General features: G+C 67.8%; 8 protein-coding genes and 5 pseudogenes. 7 read left to right on the forward strand and 6 right to left on the reverse strand.

All coding sequences use genetic code 11. The annotated features are described in order from the left end of the window. Positions 1–11: 11 nt before the first annotated feature. A complete protein-coding gene (locus ACTWP8_RS35695; protein ID WP_443326226.1) occupies positions 12–590 on the forward strand; it encodes a TetR/AcrR family transcriptional regulator in 579 nt (192 codons plus the stop codon). Continuing rightward, positions 587–1,996, forward strand: coding sequence for an MFS transporter (locus tag ACTWP8_RS35700; protein ID WP_443326227.1), 1,410 nt, complete (start codon positions 587–589; stop codon positions 1,994–1,996). The genes ACTWP8_RS35695 and ACTWP8_RS35700 overlap by 4 nt, the downstream gene beginning before the upstream one ends. 227 nt (positions 1,997–2,223) lie before the next feature. Here the strand turns inward: ACTWP8_RS35700 and ACTWP8_RS35705 are convergent. Continuing rightward, positions 2,224–2,488 (reverse strand): annotated as a pseudogene (locus ACTWP8_RS35705) (leucine zipper domain-containing protein); the annotation flags it as partial. On the opposite strand from ACTWP8_RS35705, the gene ACTWP8_RS35710 reads away from it, so the two are divergent. The 3 genes from ACTWP8_RS35710 (at position 2,487) to ACTWP8_RS35720 (ending at position 9,535) form a co-directional block, all read left to right on the forward strand. After that, positions 2,487–2,981 (forward strand): HAD-IA family hydrolase, encoded by a 495-nt coding sequence (locus ACTWP8_RS35710; RefSeq protein ID WP_443326233.1) that lies wholly within the window; start codon positions 2,487–2,489, stop codon positions 2,979–2,981. The pseudogene ACTWP8_RS35705 and the gene ACTWP8_RS35710 overlap by 2 nt on opposite strands. 930 nt (positions 2,982–3,911) lie before the next feature. Then, positions 3,912–9,185 carry a DUF6531 domain-containing protein gene (locus tag ACTWP8_RS35715; RefSeq protein WP_443326228.1) on the forward strand — a complete coding sequence of 1,758 codons (5,274 nt, stop codon included), beginning with the start codon at positions 3,912–3,914 and terminating at the stop codon, positions 9,183–9,185. A 47-nt stretch (positions 9,186–9,232) separates the two neighbouring features. After that, a complete protein-coding gene (locus ACTWP8_RS35720; RefSeq protein ID WP_443326229.1) occupies positions 9,233–9,535 on the forward strand; it encodes a hypothetical protein in 303 nt (100 codons plus the stop codon). A gap of 1,491 nt (positions 9,536–11,026) precedes the next feature. On the opposite strand, the pseudogene ACTWP8_RS35725 reads toward ACTWP8_RS35720, so the two are convergent. The 4 genes and pseudogenes from ACTWP8_RS35725 to ACTWP8_RS35740 all read right to left on the reverse strand — a co-directional run. Continuing rightward, positions 11,027–11,365: pseudogene (locus tag ACTWP8_RS35725) on the reverse strand (sigma factor); the annotation flags it as partial. Then, a complete protein-coding gene (locus tag ACTWP8_RS35730) occupies positions 11,362–12,282 on the reverse strand; it encodes an NAD-dependent epimerase/dehydratase family protein (RefSeq protein WP_443326234.1) in 921 nt (306 codons plus the stop codon). The pseudogene ACTWP8_RS35725 and the gene ACTWP8_RS35730, both read right to left, overlap by 4 nt. A 165-nt stretch (positions 12,283–12,447) precedes the next feature. Then, positions 12,448–12,662, reverse strand: a pseudogene (locus ACTWP8_RS35735) (Tn3 family transposase); the annotation flags it as partial. A 305-nt stretch (positions 12,663–12,967) separates the two neighbouring features. Further along, positions 12,968–13,738 carry a hypothetical protein gene (locus ACTWP8_RS35740; RefSeq protein WP_443326230.1) on the reverse strand — a complete coding sequence of 257 codons (771 nt, stop codon included), beginning with the start codon at positions 13,736–13,738 and terminating at the stop codon, positions 12,968–12,970. Positions 13,739–13,780: 42 nt separating this feature from the next. Here ACTWP8_RS35740 and ACTWP8_RS35745 point away from each other — a divergent pair. Beyond that, a pseudogene (locus tag ACTWP8_RS35745) lies at positions 13,781–13,996 on the forward strand (transposase); the annotation flags it as partial. 45 nt (positions 13,997–14,041) lie between these two features. Here the strand turns inward: ACTWP8_RS35745 and ACTWP8_RS35750 are convergent. Beyond that, a complete protein-coding gene (locus tag ACTWP8_RS35750; protein WP_443326231.1) occupies positions 14,042–16,696 on the reverse strand; it encodes a SpoIIE family protein phosphatase in 2,655 nt (884 codons plus the stop codon). Between the two features lie 390 nt (positions 16,697–17,086). Between ACTWP8_RS35750 and ACTWP8_RS35755 the strand changes: the two are divergent. Then, positions 17,087–17,751: pseudogene (locus ACTWP8_RS35755) on the forward strand (SpoIIE family protein phosphatase); the annotation flags it as partial. Positions 17,752–17,957 lie beyond the last annotated feature (206 nt).

Genomic DNA, 17,957 nt, shown 5'->3' on the forward strand with positions numbered 1-17,957 from the left:
GAGCCGCAACCATGGAGCGGGGCAGGCGGCTTGCAGGCGAGGACCGCCGCGAGCAGGTGTTGAAGATCGCAGCGGACGAGTTCGCGGCGCACGGGCTGCACGGGGTGTCGGCCGAGACGATCGCGCGCAAGGCCGGCATTACACACGCCTACGTCTTTCGCTTGTTCGGCACGAAGAAGCAGCTGTTCCTGGAGGTCGTCCGTCGCGCCTTCGCTGTCATGGCCGCCCACCTCGCCGAGGCCGCCGGCTCGGCCAAGGGGTTGGAGGCACTGGCGGCGATGGGACAGCGGTACGACGCCAGCCTGTCCGACCGCACCCTGCTGTTGCTCCAGTTGCAGGCGTTCGCCGCGTGCGGTGACGCCGAGCTACGCCCGGCGGTGCGGGAGAGCTTCGGCGCGTTGTGGCAGACCGTCAGTGACACCACGGACCTCGATCCCGTGCAGATCAAGACCTTCATGGCGTACGGGATGCTGCTCAACACCAGCGCCGCGCTGCAGCTGGCGAACACTGACGCGGACTGGGCTGCCCAGGCCACCACCCGTATCCGGGCAGGGCTGTTCGAGCACCTGACGACCGAGGCGAACCGATGACTGACACCGCAGCAGAGTCCCGGACACAGACCGCGGGCGGTCCCTTGGTGCCCGCGCTGATATTCATCGCCCTGGTCGTCGCGGTGGTGGGCAGCCTCGGGGCGCCGCTGATCACCGCGGTGGCGGGTGAGTTCGACGTCTCACTGGCCGCTGCGCAGTGGACGCTCACCGCCCCACTGCTGGTGGGCGCCATCGCCACCCCGGTTCTCGGGCGCCTCGGCACCGGACCGCGTCGGCGCCAGGTCATCCTCGCCACCCTCGCCACCGTGGTGGTCGGCAGCCTGCTGACTGTCGTGCCGCCGTCGTTCGGCTGGCTGCTGGCCGGTCGGGTGGCCCAGGGCGTCGGCCTGGGCCTGACCGCGCTGATGATGGGCGTCGCCCGCGACCACCTTTCCGAGCAGCGGTCGGGGCCGACCATCGCACTGTTGTCCGTGGCGTCCACAGTCGGTATTGGCGTCGGCTACCCGCTTGCCGGGCTACTCACGGATGTGTCCGAGCTGCGCGCGGCGTACGGGCTCGGCCTGGTGATCACCGTGGCCGCGCTGGCGGCGGCCTGGTGGGCCGTGCCGCAGTCACCACCGGGCCGCTCAGCGGTGGTCGACGTGCCGGGCGCCGCGCTGCTGGGAGGCGGTCTCCTCGTCCTGCTGCTGGCGATCAGCCGGACCACTTGGTGGACCGACACCCCGGCGCTCGCCAGCGGCCTGCTGGCCGCTGCGATCGTCTTGCTGACCGTGTGGGTGCGTCGTGAACGCCGGTGTGACGCCCCGCTGGTGGACCTGGCCTTGCTGCGGCACCCCGCGGTGGTCGGAGCCAATGTGACCATGCTCCTCGGCGGTGTCGGCATGTACCTGTTGTTGACGCTGGTCACCCGCTACGTGCAGACACCGGCGACGGTCGGCTACGGGTTCGGCGTGAACGTCTTCGTCGCAGGTCTGGTGCTCGTGCCGTTCTCGGCGCTGGGCTTCGTGGGCGGCAAGCTGGTGCCGCCGCTGCGCAAGCGGTTGGAAGCTGCGACGGTGCTGGCCGTCGGCGGTGCCATGGTGCTCGCGTCGCTGGTGGTTTTCGCGGTGGCCCGTGACCAGTTGTGGCTGTCCTTCGCCGTGATGGGACTGCTCGGCCTGGGCGTCGGCACCTTCTCCGCCGCCATGCCGGCCGCGATCCTCGCTGTTACGCCGCGAGAAGAGACCTCCAGCGCGATGAGCTTCAACCAAGTCATCCGCAGCGTGGGCTTCTCTCTTGGCAGTGCACTCGGCGGCCTGGTACTCGCGGCCCATACCGGCTCGACAGCGGCCTTCCCCACCGAGTCCGGTTACACCACGGCGGCCTGGGCCGGAGCCGCGTCGATGGCGGTGACGGTGGCTATCAGCCTCGTGTTGCGGCGCACCGGGCGAGAGGTGCAGCGGTGACGAAGCACCCGGCGCCATTCAGACGAGGAAAAACGCCGCTGCCGGCGCGGTGATTTTCGTCGGCGCCGCGAGGCCGACGACACATCGCAGAGCGCCCCGGCGCGCGACTCGAGGATCTGTACCCGCACGGAAATGCTGGCGATGCCCGAGGAAGAGGCCCTCAGCGTCGTTCCCGACATCCACCCGGGCTGGAAGCACGCGGATGCCGAGCTGCTGCAGTACATCGACCGGGTGCACGCCGACGGCTCGATGCCGTGGGCTGCGGTGGGGCGGCTGGAGCGATCATGCATGCCTGCCGCGCCGCGCCTGCGGTAGCGGCCGGCCCAGCGGCGGCGGTGGTGTGGCTGACCTGGAAACGCCCTGCAGCCTGGCGCAGCCGCCAGCCGTCCTCGACGACACACCGGGCAAGACCCAGAGCCTGCCGGTCGGAGTCAGCGGGGCATTACGGTGGGACGACGAGGGCCTCCTGAGTGTTGGTGCAGATGTCGGAATCCACACCGAAACCAGAAGGCCCTCGCCCCTTTCAAGGACCACCCAAGATGGTGTCCCGCCGAGTGGTGTAGTCACTGGCCGAGCTGATTCGGTTCGGGCGGGGGAAGCTGGCGACCGTCTCCGGTCGGTTTGGCGGTGCTCATCGCCATGCGACCATGCTGGCGTTCGTCTTGGCGTAGTGAGCGACGTGGGCTGGGACCTGCGGCCCACCTTCGCGCATCACGGACTCGACCACTTCTTCTCCGCATGGGTTCATTCCTACGAGCACGACACGGAAAAGCCCGACCGACAGCTGTTCCACCACGCGTGCCAGGAGGTGGCCGTCGACGTGGCCGAGGCTCTGATGGTGGGCGATCGCCCCGCAAAGGACGGGGGAGCTGCCGCCGCCGGAATGCGGGCCTATGTGCTGCCGGCGGGCGCCGCCCCGGGCGCGCACAGGGGACTTGACGCAGTGCTTCGGCTGGTCGAAACCGGTACGGCGCACCAGGTCTGAACTGCCGTTGGTGTAACGGGAATTGGGCTAGGCATCGGCCTGCGGGCGGTGTGGCCTGCACGCGATCGCCCACAGGCCGTGGACGTCCCGCACGACGGTGATCGGCACGCCCGGCCGGCATTGGGCTCCGACAGCGATCGAGGGCCGGGCGTTCCGGGCCCTGTCCGGCCCGCTCCGGCGCGCCGGGAGCAGTCCTCGACAGGGACGACGGCCACGGCGTGAGCCTGTGGCGCCGCTCAGCGGCGGCCCTCCCGCGAGGACAGACACATCGGCGCCGGATGCTTCTGGATCGCCGTCGGCACCCCCAACGACACCACGCATTCAAGGTCAGTAACCGGAGTCGGTAGCCTCCGTCGGCCGTGAGGCCTGTCGCTGTAGTCATGGCCGAGCTGGCCTTGTCCGAGTCGGTGGCCTCCGCCCCGATCCCGCTGATCGGCTGAACGGCACGCTCGGAGCTGACGACAAACCTGCGTCTACGACGATTCGCACCACCGCACCCGTGTCCTTGGGCCGGTGCAGCAGCCTCCGGCGCCGCGACATCGCCAGTGGCCCCCGAGTTGGTGCTGCAGCTCAGAGCGCTCGAGCCACAGCCATGAGCGAAGCCTTGGCCTGTACGGGTCAAGAATTGTTAACGATTGGCCCGTAAATATAGATCAATGAGGATCTATCGCTGATTTCGGTCTTGATCTTGAGGGGTCTGAAAGTCAAGGCTGTGACTCTGCTGTGACGCACGCGTGATCGAGCGCGGTGCGTGGACATCTGGGGGGTGGAGCAGTGCTTTCTGCTGTGTCTGTGCGTACCCGTCTGCTCGTGGTGGGCGTGGTGCTGGCTGTGTTAGCCGGGGGCGGATGGCTGACGTTTCTCGCGACGAGCGAGTCAGGGAACAGCCCGTCGGTCTCTGGTCCCAAGCCGGCTGCGCATCAGGAGCCCATGTCGCTCAAGGAGCGACGTACGCAGACTGCATCTGGACAGGCAGAGCACAACGCGGGCCCGGTCGATCCACCTGACCAGAAGCGCCGTTCCGGGGAAACCAAGCCTTCGAGGTCTGAGCTGCGTGAGCTTGTGGACGCGGCAGCGGGCGACGAGTTCGGGTTCGTTACCGAAGAGGAGGGCTACGACAGCGCCGGGAACATCCTGGCGTGGACACCGAAACCCATCAACGTGCCTGTCTATCCGCAGTCAATGGCGGGTGCGGCAGTCCCCGGTGAGACGATCACAGTGGCTGCCAACATCGAATGGAGCAACAACGAAACGGAGGCCTCCGGGACCCGCGACGTCAAAATCACGTGGGCAGTGAACCCGTGCGGCACGGTCCCCGGCGATGCCGGCGAGGATTACGACTTCGGCCAAGTCGTCTCAGCGCATGCGATTATTGACGAGCAACCGGTACGGGTTGCTGCGCAATTCGAGGTTCCGGACGTCAAGTGCTCAAGTCCCCGGCAGAGCTTGTTCATCACGCCGATCGCCCGTGTAGTCGGCAGTTCATATGTCCCGAGTCACAATATTGAATACCTCAACAGCGTTGAGTTCAAGGTTGTACCTGCGCGCCCTGGCTCCTCAACCCGCGCTGGATGCAATGACGTGAGTGGCAGCCCGCGAACCGAGGTCATGCACGGTGACCCCGTCAACACGGCGACCGGCGCCTACACAGAGTGCTTCACTGACGCTGAGCTGCCTGCTCCCGGTGTTCCATTCTCGGTAAAGCGGACCTATTCGTCGGACATCACGGCTGCTGGCGGGTTGGGTAAGGGCTGGGTCCTGCCGTGGGAATCCAGGCTTGAGATTAAAAGCGACGGGGATGTCGTACTGCATGCCGAGGGAGGGTCGGAACACCCGTACGCGAAGCAGAGTGGCGGGACATTCACAGCGCCCGCCTGGGCGCGCTCGAAGCTTGCTGCCAACGACTCCGGCTACAAACTGACAACGCCCGACCTTCGAACGTTGGACTTCGATAGCACCGGGCGCCTGACATCGGTGAAGGACCGGGCGGGCCAGGGACTGACGCTTACTTACAGCGGCGCGCAGCCCACATCGATCAAGGATGCTGCTGGACGCACGGCCACGCTGAGCTATGCCGGATCGCTGCTGTCAAAGATCACGCTGGCCGACGGCCGTTATGTTGACTACGGATACACCGGATCGCTGCTGACCAGCGTGACCGCTCTCGACGGCGGGGTTGAGACCTACGGTTATGACGCTTCGGGGCGGCTGGACAAGGTCACCGACAGTTTGGGGCACATCCGTGCCACTAACGTGTATGACGCAGACGGGCGTGTGACCTCGCAGTCGGATGCATTCGGCAAGGTCACTCAATTCAAGTACTCCCAAGCAGGGGCTTACAAGGAAACTGACACCGTTGCACCCGATGGCGGAGTGTGGACCGAGCTCTACGGCGGCAATGTCCTGGTCCAACAGCTCGATCCTTTTGGGAACGTTACCCGCTACGGCTATGACAGCCAGTTCAATCGGACCAGCGTTCGTGATGCCTTGGGCCGCTACCACCTGTGGGGATACGACACCGCTGGACGGCTCACTTCTTCTGAGGGCAAAGAGGCCTCAGAATCCTGGTCCTACGACGCGGCCGGGAACGTTTCCAGGTACGTTGACGGAAACTACAACATCACCACATTCGGCTATGACTCGCGTAACCTCCTGACCTCGGTCAAGGATCCGCTCGGCAACACCTCGACCTATTCCTACACCGCTGCTGGGCTACTGGAGACGGCGACTTCCGCGCGTGGTAAGACGACCGCGTACGGCTACGACGCGGCCGGGAACCAGATCTCCGTCACCACTCCGGCTGGCAGCAAGACGACCCGCACCTTCGATGACTCCGGCCGGGTGCTGACGGTCACGGACCCGCGGGGCAATGTCACTGGCGCCGACCCGGCCAAGTTCACGACCACCTTCACCTACGACGCGGCCGACCGGGTCGCTTCGGTGAAGGACGCGCGCTCCAACACCACCGCCTACGGCTACGACGCGGTCGGCAATCTCACCAAGGTCACCGATGCCGCGAACCGGGTCACCGCGTACACCTTTGACGCGGCGAGCCGCCTCACGCAGGTGACGGATCCGGCGGGCAAGACCGCCGCAACCGGCTACGACGCGGTGGGCCGGGTGAGTTCGGTGACCGACCGTACCGGCGCCAAGACCACCTACAGCTACGACAAGGCCGGCCGCCAGATCGAGATGGTGACAGCCCGCGGCAATGTCACCGGGGGCACCCCGGCGAACCACACGTGGAAGATCGGCTACGACAAGGTCGGCAATCGGGTCACGGTCACCAACCCGCTTGGCAAGACCTCTGCGTTCGCCTATGACACGGAGAACCGCCCGGCCTCCACGACCGATCCGCTTGGCCACATCCGCAAGGTGACGTATGACCACAAAGGCAACGTCACCAGCACCATCGACGCCCTCAACCACGGGTCGAGTCTGGTCTACGACGCCAACAGCCGGCTGATCTCCTCGGCGACGAACTACGGTTACAAGACCACCTACGAGTACGACGCTGACGGCAATCTGACCGCCGAGGTCTCCCCGCTCGGCGAGCGCACCACCCATGCCTACGACGACGATGGCCGACGGAGCAAGACTGTCGACCCGCGCGGCAATGTCACCGGCGCCGCGCCGGCCGACCACACCTGGACGTACGGCTACGACGCCGTGGGCCACCCCACCTCGGTCACCGATCCGCTGGGCAACCAGCGCAAGAGCGCCTACGACGCCGTCGGCAACCGCACCTCCGCCACCGACGCGCTCGGCAAAAACACGGCGTACACCTACGACGCGCTGAACCGCGTCTCCAAGGTCACGGGCCCGGACGGCGGGATCACGGCCAACTCGTATGATGTCGCTGGGAACTTGGCGACCAGCACGGACGCCAACAGCCACACCAGCACCTATGGCTATGACTCCGAGGGACGCCTGACCTCGATCAAGGACCCGCTCGGCAAGACGGTGGCCTACGGCTACGACGCCGACGGCAACCGCACCAAGGTCACCAACGCCCGCGGGCAGACAGTCACCACAACTGTCGACGCCCGCAACCTGATCACCAAGGTCGCCTACTCCGACGGCACCCCGTCCGCGACCTACACCTACGACGCCGCCAGCCGCATCACCGGCGCCACCGACGCGACCGGCTCGCGCACGCTGACCTACGACAACGACGACAAGCTGCTGTCGATCACCTCGCCGGGCCTCACCAGCCCGTTCGCGTACACGTACAACAGCGACGACACGCTGAGCAAGCGGCACTATCCGGACGGGCGCGCCACGTCCTACGCCTACGACAAGGCCGGCCGCATCACCGGCCAGACCACCAACAGCAAGACCGTCACCTACGGCTACGACGCCACGGGCCACCTGACGTCCACCAAGCTGCCCACGACCACCGCGCGCAGCGAGACCCGCACCTACGACCGGGCCGGCCGCCTGGCCTCAATGGCCACCCCGTCGGGCACCAACAGCTACACCTACGACGCCGAAGGCCGCGTCGTCACCGACAAGCCCGCATCCGGCTACCCCACCCGGTACGCCTACGACGCCGCGGGCCGCACGACCCGGGCCTGCACGGACACCTCGGCCACCTCCTGCCTGCCCGGCACCACAGGTGGCACCTATGCGTACGACAAGGTCGGCAACCTCACGACCTCCCAGACCAGCAGCGCCACCACGACCTACACTTACGACGCCGCCGACCAGCTGACGAAGACGGTAGCGGGCTCGGCCACGACGAGCTTCACCTACGACGCCGACGGCAACCAGACCAAGGACGGCGCGGACACCTACACCTACGACCCGGTCGGGAGGGTGAAGTCCGCGACCATCGGCGCGGACTCCTTCACCTTCCTGTACGACGCGGACGGCAACCGCACCGTCGCGAACAAGAACGGCGCACTGACCCGCACCTCCCGCTGGGACATCAACAACCCGCTCCCGCAGATCGCCACCGACACCAACGGCTCCGGCGCCCTGATCGCGGACTACCACGTCGACCCCAGCGGCGCCGCCCGGTCGATGGACCGCACGAACGGCAGCTTCTACTTCACTCACGACCGCCAGGAGTCGGTCAGCACCGTCTTCGACGGAGCCGGCACCGACAACTACCGCTACACCTACAGCGCCTGGGGTGTCCCCACCGGCAAGGCCACCAGCAGCGGCGGACAGAGCAGCATCTACGGCTACACCGGCCAGTACAAGGACCAGTACCTGCCGGACCGGCTGCTGCTGCGCGCCCGCAGCTACGACCCCGGGCAGCGGCACTTCACCACCCGCGACCCCATCCCGGCCGCGCTGGGCAGCCCCAACCACTCGGCCTACGCCTACGCGGGCAACGATCCGGTCAACCGGTCTGATCCGTCCGGTGCCTGCCCGCTGTGCATCAGCGCGGCCATCGGAGGCGTGGTCGGCGGGGTCATCGGCGGCAGCGTCTACGCCTTCACCCACCAGGACGACTTTGACTGGGGCGACTTCGCCGCTGCCACCGGCAAGGGCGCCGTCGTAGGCGCCGGCGCAGGCCTCCTCGCCCCGGCAGGCGGCGGCGCTGCAGCCGCCCTCGGCCTCCAGGGCGGCCGCGCCCTGGCGACCTCGGGGCTCGTCAACGCGGGTGTCGGTGCGGGCTACACCTGGGCCGTCAACACAGCCCAATGCCAGCCCACCACCCCAGGAGACCTCCTCTTCGGCGCCCTCGGCGGCGGACTGGGCACCATGGCCGGCCCCGCCTGGAACGGCCTCAAGGGACTCTTTGCTCCTAGAATTGTCGTATCTGCCCACGCGGCCCAGGGGCCCCGACTGGCTTACCGAGCCTTGAGGGAGGGTGAGGTGCCTACGTTCGGTATTCACCGTCCAGGGGGCAACCCGAACGTGCAGCCGTGGCAGCACGTGGTGCAAGCAAATGACTCGCCTTGGATTTCCCTCACCTTCGACCCCTCTGTCGCGATCAATCGATACGGAGGTTCGGCGAATGGGGTGATCGCTGTGGACATCAATCGAGTTAGGAGCGAGACAGCCGATGTGGCAGCTCACCTCGAGATACCCAATGACCCGTACCACATGTTCGACTTCGCGAAGGACAATGCTCTCAGGGATCGGGAGTTCTTGGTGAAGTTCGGCATCGATCCTGATGCGATCTTGAAGCACTGGGGCCCAGGGGTGACTCTGGACGATATCTTGAGGGATGTCGACAATGGCCTGTAGGAGCATCCTGGAGGTGCTCTTGATGGGTGAAGCCTTCGGGAGCAGCGATGCCTGACACGGTGTGGCGTCTGCAGAGTGGAGAAGCTCTGCTAGGCGTTGTGACGCTGATCGATATCGACCAGCCGTGGTTCCGATGCCACTTTGAACCGGCTGATTCCTGGGGGGACTTCGCTCAACTCTTCGAGACCCTCGCCAGGGTCGTTGATGAGGGAATTGCCCAGGACGCATCTGCCGCCCTTAAGGCGGTCCACGACCTGGACCTCAGGTTGATCCCCGAAGAGGGAGTGGGTGAGGTTGTCCGGCCGGTAATCATTCAGATCAGAGGCGACAGAGCGAATTTCCGCTACTGACGGAGCGAGCCCAGCCGAGGCCCGGCAACCAGGCAAGGCCCCTCTCCGCGAGTCGACTTCATCGACGCCGTCCGGCTTCTTGCACGGAGAGCACAGCCGGCAAGTTGCCGAATGGCTCGCTGGCGTCCGGGGTGTCGTCCCCGGGTACACAGGACCTGTCGTACCCGGGGACGTCCTTGCATACGACATCCCTGCAGCCAAGTCACCCCAGGTCAGAGGGGCTATGGACGGCGCGCCAGCGAGGGCGACTGTATATCGGTGCAGCCGAGCATCCCGATCTACTCCAACCGGCTGCCCAGCTGAGCCGCTGGTGCCGCAGGCGCTGAGGTACTGCGCCGACAGCACCACCGAAGAGGTGTCCCAGGTAACCGGCGTCACTGACGTCACAGTCGACTTGGCCGCCAAGGCGGCGACCGTGCACGGAGCCGTCCTGGACGACGCGGCCTACAGACGGGAAGAAGCCCCAGCCGGAGGCGGGGCGCAGAGCCCGGCAGCTTCTCATCCGCCTCTCACAGCCTTCTCACGGACTGGGTGTCACGAGGCGGCATACGGTGTCATGCTGGTCGTAGTGAAACAGGACTGACCTGTGCTATTTGGACGCAGCAGGACTGCGGATAACACGGCATCAAGCCGTTTCGACTGCTGGGGGTCAAGGGGTCGCAGGTTCAAATCCTGTCGTCCCGACGGTATTTTCGCAGGTCACGGGCCGTTTCCGATCATCGGAAGCGGCCTTTGGCGTACGCGCGTTTGCTCCCACGTGGGAGCCCTCTGGGAGCGCTCGTGCTCCCATGCTCCCAAGATGTCAATCGCGCCCGATTCGTCCGTCGCCCGGTTCGGTCGATGTTCAGAGCCGTCCGCGGCGGTGGGGCGCGGTCGTCAACCGTGGGGCGTTGTTGTCGCCCGGTCGCGATTCGTGGATGTGTGTGCGGCATGACGGTTGCGAGCCGAAGGACCCTTGTCTCCGGGCTGGGCCCCTTGGCCGCTTCCATGATCGACATTGCTCCCGTGCGACACCCTTTGTCTGTTGGCCCGCCGAGCGGGAAGGCATGGTGCTGGGGCCGTATTGAGCCGCTCACAGCACGTGGAGGGCGTCGACGTCGGCCGCCGACGCGGTTCAAGATGCGGCAGTATCCCTTGTCGACGGCCCTCGTCTGTTGACTCCCAGATGCGGGAGCGCCGAAGACAGCTGTTACGGGACGGCGGCGGCCGCTACTCGTCGCATGCGACGGGGGATGCGACGCCCCTGCCGGTTGGCCATTGGGCTGTAGCAGGCTCGGTCATCGTTCCATGGACGGGCAGTTGTGGTCGGGCTGATCGGTAGCTCGTCGAGCAGGCCTTAAGTAGGACGTTGGGGCCTGAGGAGCGTTAGCGGGGGTGCATAGGCGTCGCGCCGCCAGCTCCGAATTGCCGCTACGTATTTGCGAGCGAGCCTCTCGGGCGGGTACCCAGCCCTCTTGCGATCTGCCTGCCGGCACCGGACGAGTCCGGTGCCGGCCTGAGCCGCCCGAGCAGAACAGGGCCCATCGACACCGAGTCGGCCACCTCCCCCGACTGCGCCGGATCCTGGTAGGGGTCGGTGAGCAGCGGCTCGGGGAGCCACTGCCGGCGGACTTCTCCCGGCGGACGCGGGCCGAGCGCAGCACGTCGATCGAGATCCGGGTCACAGCGGCCGAGAGGAAGGCCTTGGTCGACGTGGGTTGTGTCGGGGAGGTCTCGTAGCGCAGCCAGGTCTCCTGGACCGCGTGCTCGGCCTCGCTCACGCTGCCGGATCTGGTAGGCGATCGAGAACAGCAGCGACCGCAGCTTCTCGAACTCCTCGGTCCGGGTCACGCCAGCTCTTCCTTGAAGCCCTGGCGCCACGAGGGGTAGCGCAGCTCCCAGCCGAGCTCCCGCTTGGCCTTTGCGTTGGAGAAGCCGCGGCCCTCGGTCATCAGGGTCACCGCGAACTCCCCGGCCAGCAGCTTGGCCAGCCACTTGGGAACCCGCATCGGCCGTCTGGCCCCCGCGCACGCGGCCAGATACGGCAGCCACTCGCGGACCTGGGCGGGCTCGTCGTCGACGATGTTGAACACGCCCCTCGCCTGCTTCTCCACGACCAGGACGGTAGCGCTCGCCGCGTCGTCGAGGTGCACCCACGAGTTCCAGCCGGTGCCTTCCCCGACGAGCGGGAACTTCCGCTTGCGCACGAACTCGACCACGTCGTCACTGGCGCCCGGCCCGTAGAACCCGCCGTATCGCAGGACCGTGCCGCCGGCCCTGGGCACCACGTCCTGGATGTGCATGACACCCGCCGAGATCCTGCGCGCCATCGTCCCCGTGCCCGGGTCGATCAGGTCCTCCTCGGTCAGCAGCCCTGCGCCAGGCCCGTAGCTCTGCGCGAAGCTCTGCACGACGACGTGGGGTACGCCGGTCGCCTGGGCGGCGGCCAGCAGGTGGTCCGTACCCTCGATGCGCAGCCGATTGGTGGTGGCGAAAAACCGGTCGGGGTGCCGCATGTCGGGCTGGCCGGAGATCGCGGTCATCTCATGCACGATCGCGTCCGGCCGGGCCGCGGTCACCGCCTCACCGACCGACATCCCGTCCAGCCCGTCCATCACAACGCCCTGCGCGCCCAGCTCCTCCAGCAGGCCCAGCTTGGCCGCACTCCTCGTCGTGGCCGTCACCTGATGCCCACGGGCCACGAGCTGCGGTACCAGCCGCCGCCCCATGACCCCGGTCCCGCCTGCCACGAACACCCGCATGACCATCACCATCCTGATTCCAGAGTCGCTCTCTGAGACCTGAGACGAGACGGTCCGGCCGTCTGTGACATGGCCGGGAAGACCGTCGGAGCGTCACAGAAAGGCGTCACACGGTGACGCCTGCTGGACGCGAACGTCGGGCCATGCCCCCCCGCCCGGCCGTGCGGGCCAGGGCCGAGGTCGCTCGTCGCGGGCGTCGAAGCCGTCCTCGCGGAGCTGGGTGATCGCGGCGTCCATGTACCGGGTGTTGAACATCACCAGCGCGTTCAGCACCAGGCCCAAAGCGCCGATCTGGTCCTCCATACCGTCCTGGTACCGCTGGTAAGTGGGGTGGGGCGGCCCTCGCGCGACAGCATCCGGATCACGTCGTAGGCGCGGACCGCTCCGTTATGCCCGTCACCGAGGAGCCGCAGCACCTGGCGGCGGCAGAGTCGCAGGTGACTGCGCTGCGGCTGATGCTCCGCTTCAACGTTTAGTTTCCGCTGCAGCATTGGCGTGGCGATCTGGCAAACGCACAGGTCAAGCGGTGTCGGCCCATTGGGGTCGGCACCGTCGCTGTGCCGGATGCTGGATCCGTGCTGGATTTCCTGACGTCTCGTCACCTCTCGTCATCCCTGGTTGTCCGTACCTCCGCTGGACCGGTGCTGGATCTGCTGACGGTTTGTCGGCGGAATGGGTGCCCGCCGCGCCCTTACCCCTCTGGGCGGCGCAGGCGCGCCAGAAGGTCTGCGATCTCGCGGGTCTCCTCGTGGTCCTCGCCGAGGACCACGCACATGTCCTCGTGGAGGGCGTCCAGGACTTCCTCGGCCTCGGTGCGGCGGCCCTCGGAGAAGAGCAGGATGCCGATGCTGCGGCGCAGGTCGAGGGCTGTCTCGGAGGCGTCTCCGTCCGCGTCGGAGACGATTTCCAGGATGTCCTGGAACTCGCGCAGTGCAGCGGTGGCCTGGCCGAGGTTGGCCCGGCAGTGGGCGGCGTGCCTACGGCACTCCAGGGCATCGCGGCCGGACGGGCCCGCCGTACGGGCGTAGGCGGCGGCCAGCGCGTCGAACTCCGGGAGGGCGCGGCGGAAGTCCCCGCCGGCCATGAGGACGGCCGCGCGCTGCCGTCGCAGACCGAGCACACGGGGGTTCTGCGCGCCCAGCGCTGTGGCGGCCGGGCCGATCGCCGCCTTGAGGACGTCCGCGGGCTGGGTGAACCGCCCGCCGTCGGCGAGGTCGGCGCACCGGGCGTACGCGTCCCGGATCGCGTCCCGCAGCGCGGTGTCGGCGCGCACCGGGGCCGGCGCAGGAGCCGTGGGCTCGGATGAAGGCACGGGGGCCGGGGCCCGCCGCAGGGGCGCGTTCGGCTGCCGGTAGACCACCGTCGGGTCGGGAAGACCAGTCGGCTCGGGGCTGCCGTCGGTGAAGGCTGCAGTGTCGCCGCTGCCGGGCAGCGGCAGGTGCGGCAGCAGCCGCTCGTACACCGCGTACGCGTCGGCCGGGCGCTGCTCGGGCGCCTTGGCCAAACGAACCTGATCGAGTCGATCAACGCTCGGCTGCGGAAGACGACCCGCAACCGCGGGCACTTCCCCTCCGACCAGGCCGCGCTGAAGGTCCTCTACCTCGCAGTACGCGAACTGATCACCCCCAAGGCCCGCGATCTCAACCACGTCGCGGCACACTGGAAGAAGGCACTGAACCAGTTCTCACTGTTCTTCGAGGACAGGCTCAACGCCCAGTAAAGCCCATGGACTTACACAAAGTCACTGACACACCCTACTGCGGGTCTACGGCTGGGCAGGCAGCGGCTGTTCAGTCCAGATGCACTTGCCGTCGGTGGTGTAGCGGGCGCCCCAGTGCTGGGAGAACGCGGCAACGAGCTGGAGTCCACGTCCGCCTTCGTCGGTTTCGGCGGCTCGGCGGATCCTGGGAGTCGCCTGGCTGCCGTCGAAGACCTCGCAGATCAGGGTCCGGCTGAGCAGCAGGCGCAGCTGGATGGGGCCCTTGGCGTGCCGAACGACGTTGCCGACTAGCTCGCTGGCCAGCAGTTCCGTGGTCATCAACAGGTCGTCGAGGTGCCAGGCGGTGAGCTGCTCCCGGACATGCCTGCGCGCCAGGCCAGCGGCCACGGGCTCGTCGGGGAGCGGCCAGGACGCGATGTTCTGGGGAGCCAGCCGCTGAACGCGAGCGATGAGCAGGGCGGCGTCATCCGTGGTCAGCTCCTGGGCAGGCAGCAGCGTGGTGGTGAGAGCGTCGCACAACCGGTCGAGGTGTTCGCGTGCGTCACACGGATCAGGGCGTGACGCCCGCCTGTCGCCGCTCGGGCCGACCGAGGACCCGGTGCGGAACGCGCCTGGGCCGACGGTGAGGCATCGGGCCACGGCGGCCATGCCACTGTCGATGTCGCGGGTGGCCGACTCGACCAGACCGTCGGTGTACAGCACAAGCAGGCTGTCTTCGGGCAGATGCAGCTGGACGGTGCTGAACGGAGGCTCAGCTGCGCCCAGGGGCGGGTCGGGGGGCAGGTCCGCGAAGAACACGGTGCCGTCGGGAAGGGCAATGGCGGGTGGGGGATGGCCCGCTGAGGCGAGGAAGCACAGGCCAGTGGTGGGGTCGTAGATGGCGTACAGGCAGGTGGCGTAGAGGTCGTCGCCGAGGTCGCTGACGAGGTCATTGAGGTGAGCAAGGATCTCGTCGGGCGGCAAGTCCAGGTCGGCGAGGGTGTGCACGGCGGTGCGCAGGCGTCCCATCGTGGCGGCTTCGGTCAGCCCGTGGCCCATGACGTCGCCGATGACGAGGGCGACGCGGTCCGCCGACAGCGGGATGACGTCGTACCAGTCGCCGCCGATGCCAATGCCACTCCTGGCGGGCAGGTAGCGGGCTGCGGCAACGACGGCGGGCGTGGAGGGCAGTGCGCGCGGGAGCAGGCCACGCTGCAGCTCCTGGGCGCGCGCGTGCTCGGTGTCGTACAGGCGGGCTCGGGCCAGGGCCTGGCCGACCAGTCCGCTGAGCGCGGTGAGCAGGGCGCGCTCCTCGCCGGTGAAGTGGCGAGGCTCGTGGAACGAGATGGCGCAGCAGCCTATCGGATCCCCGGAAGCGATCAGAGGGAGGAACGCCCATGCCTGCTTCCCCGACGCAGCCGCCCTTTCGGCCATCCCCGGGTAGAGCGCGATGTACTCGGCCGGCGAGCCCATGAATATCGGCAGACGGGTGCGGAGCACGTCGTTGAACGGGGAGCTGTGGGCTTGCGGCGTCTCGGTGATGCCGCGGAGGAAGTCCGGCGAGTACCCCACAGACCCGACCACGTGCCGACGGCCGCTCTCGAACACCTCGACCACCAGACCTGCGGCATCGAAGGGCGGCAGCACATACTCCGCGACGACCTCGACCACGTCCCGTGCGGTCACCGCATAGGTCAGGGCACTGGTCAGCTTGCCGATCGGGGCGGTTCGCTGAGCTGTGGCGCGTTCGGCAGCCGCGCGCTGCGCAACGCGGATCTTCGTCTCGGTGACATCGGTGACGTAAAGCGTCAGGCCATTGGGTACCGGGACCAGCCGTATGTGGTACCAGCGCTCATCGGTCGGCCACTGGACGTCGCAGCCCACCGGCGCACCGTCGGCGGCGGCCTGCCGACACCGGGCTTCCAGGCCGGGCACCCTGCCGGCAGGACCGTCCCACAACACTCGCCCGAGCACGTCCTCTGCCGGCCCGAGGAGGCGCTCGGCCTCGACGTTGATGTACGAGGTCCGCCAGTCGCCGTCCACCACGAGGAACCCGTCACGCAGGTACCGCAGCGCATGGGCGACAGGCTCCTGGGCGATCAGCGGGTAGGAGCCAACCGGCTGCTCTCGCCACCACCGGCGGCTCACTCCGGCGGTGGTCGACTGCGGAACTCGTTGTGCTGCCCAGCGCGCCACTGCCGGCAGGAAGGCCCGCTGCCCGGCCGTCGGCTCACCCGAAGCCGTCAGTACGGACAGGGCCCCCAGCGGTGCGTCCGGGCCGGGTATGGGAACGGCAGCCACCATGGTGGCAGTCGGCAACGACAACGTTACGGATCGCGACGCAGCGGTGTCGTGGGTGTCGTCCGGTAGCGAACCCGCGGCATCGACCACGGGCATCCACGCAAAGGTGCCGTCGCGCACGGCATGGGTAGGCGCCCCGGAAGGTGCGTCCGCCCCGATCTCCTCCCACCCCTGGAGTGCGGCCCGAGGGAGTCCGCTGACGACGGCCAGATGTAGGGGGCGACCGCCTGACGGCCCGCACCAGTGCACCATCCCCGCCAGTCCCGTGAGCTCGGCCACCGCCTGGTCCAGCGCGTACTGCAGGGCCTCACCGCCCGTGAGCCCGGTGCCGGTGGCCGCGAGCATGGACAACCGATGCTCCGCCGAGGACTCCGTGGAGGTCACCGGGCCGACGGAGATCCGGCTTGGTTCTGGCACCATTGGCAATCCCTCACGCGACACAACATACATTTTTGCCCAAACGATATAAACCCTCGCAGCCGCAGCGGCAGCAGACCGCGACGGAACGCCGACCCAGGGGTCTCGCACGCGATCACGCACGCGCTATGGCGTGTGCCGACAGCAGGGGTCGGCTGACTTCTCTGCCAGTCGGCGTGAGGGAGTGCCGTTCCCCTTTCCCCCGCGAGGTCCAGGCCCGGCGTGACGGCCGGAGTGAGACTGGCCCGGATGCACGAGCGTCAACCACCGGCACAACCGGCGTCAGGGATGCCTTCGAAACCATTGCGTGCCATCGTCACTGCGGCCCGACGGGCTTCCGCTCCGGCGGTGTCTCCACGGACATGCTCCCCACCCGCGGTCGTGCTCCCCGGCGGTACCTTCGACTTCCTCGATGTCCCCGCCGGGCCCCGGCTGGGCGTCGGCGGCCTGCCCTTCGAGACCGCCGAGCTTGACCTGCCCGAGGGCAGCCTGCTGGCCCTCTGCACCGACAGCCTCATCGAATCCCGCGATCACGACGTCGGCGTGGGCGAGGGGCTGCGCCGCGCGCTGGCCGAGCCTGCCTCCTGGAGACCGTCTGTGACACGGTGATCGGGAACCTCCTCTCCGGCCGCCCCAGCGACGACATCGCCGTACTCATCACCCGCACCCGGGCCCTCGATGCGTCCAAGGGGCCGCCTGGGAGGTGTCGGCCGATCGGTCGTAGTCGCACGGGGGGGCGCAACCAAGCCTCCCAGCGGCCGGCCGCCTGGGGGCTGGATGAGATCACGTTCGTCACCGAGCTGGTGGTGAGCGAGCTCGTCACCAACGCCATCCGCTACGGCCAACCCTCGATCCAGCTGCGGCTGTTCCGGGACACCACGCTCATCTGCGAGGTCTCGGACGCCAGCATCACCGCCCCGCACCTGCGCCGGGCCCGCGTCTACGACGAGGGCGGCCGCGGCCTGCTCCTGGTCACCCAGCTCACCGACCGCTGGGGCAGCCGTCAGACCCCTCACGGCAAGACCATCTGGCCCGAACAGCCACTTCCGCAGACCTGAAGGGCGCCGCACCGAGGGCCGCGCTGGCGCTCCCGGGCCACTTGAAGTAGCCACGTCACTGGAAGGGACTGTAGCGGGCGGGACTGTAAATCGTTCGGTGTAACTCCTGATCATGGAAGATGCATCGATGACCAGTGACAACGTGACCGAGCCCGAAAGCGTCGAGTCGGTTGAGCCGCAGCCGGTCAAGTCCGTGGACGACCAGC

The sequence above is a fragment of the Streptomyces sp. 7N604 genome, assembly GCF_052245475.1.
Classification (GTDB): domain Bacteria; phylum Actinomycetota; class Actinomycetes; order Streptomycetales; family Streptomycetaceae; genus Streptomyces.

Bases quoted from the DNA above. Each gene is read 5' to 3' on its own strand.
- ACTWP8_RS35750 (WP_443326231.1), bottom strand. From the start codon at position 16,696: ATGGTGCCAGAACCAAGCCGGATCTCCGTCGGCCCGGTGACCTCCACG.
- ACTWP8_RS35695 (WP_443326226.1), top strand. From the start codon at position 12: ATGGAGCGGGGCAGGCGGCTTGCAGGCGAGGACCGCCGCGAGCAGGTG.
- ACTWP8_RS35730 (WP_443326234.1), bottom strand. From the start codon at position 12,282: ATGGTCATGCGGGTGTTCGTGGCAGGCGGGACCGGGGTCATGGGGCGG.
- ACTWP8_RS35715 (WP_443326228.1), top strand. From the start codon at position 3,912: ATGTCGCTCAAGGAGCGACGTACGCAGACTGCATCTGGACAGGCAGAG.
- ACTWP8_RS35720 (WP_443326229.1), top strand. From the start codon at position 9,233: ATGCCTGACACGGTGTGGCGTCTGCAGAGTGGAGAAGCTCTGCTAGGC.
- ACTWP8_RS35700 (WP_443326227.1), top strand. From the start codon at position 587: ATGACTGACACCGCAGCAGAGTCCCGGACACAGACCGCGGGCGGTCCC.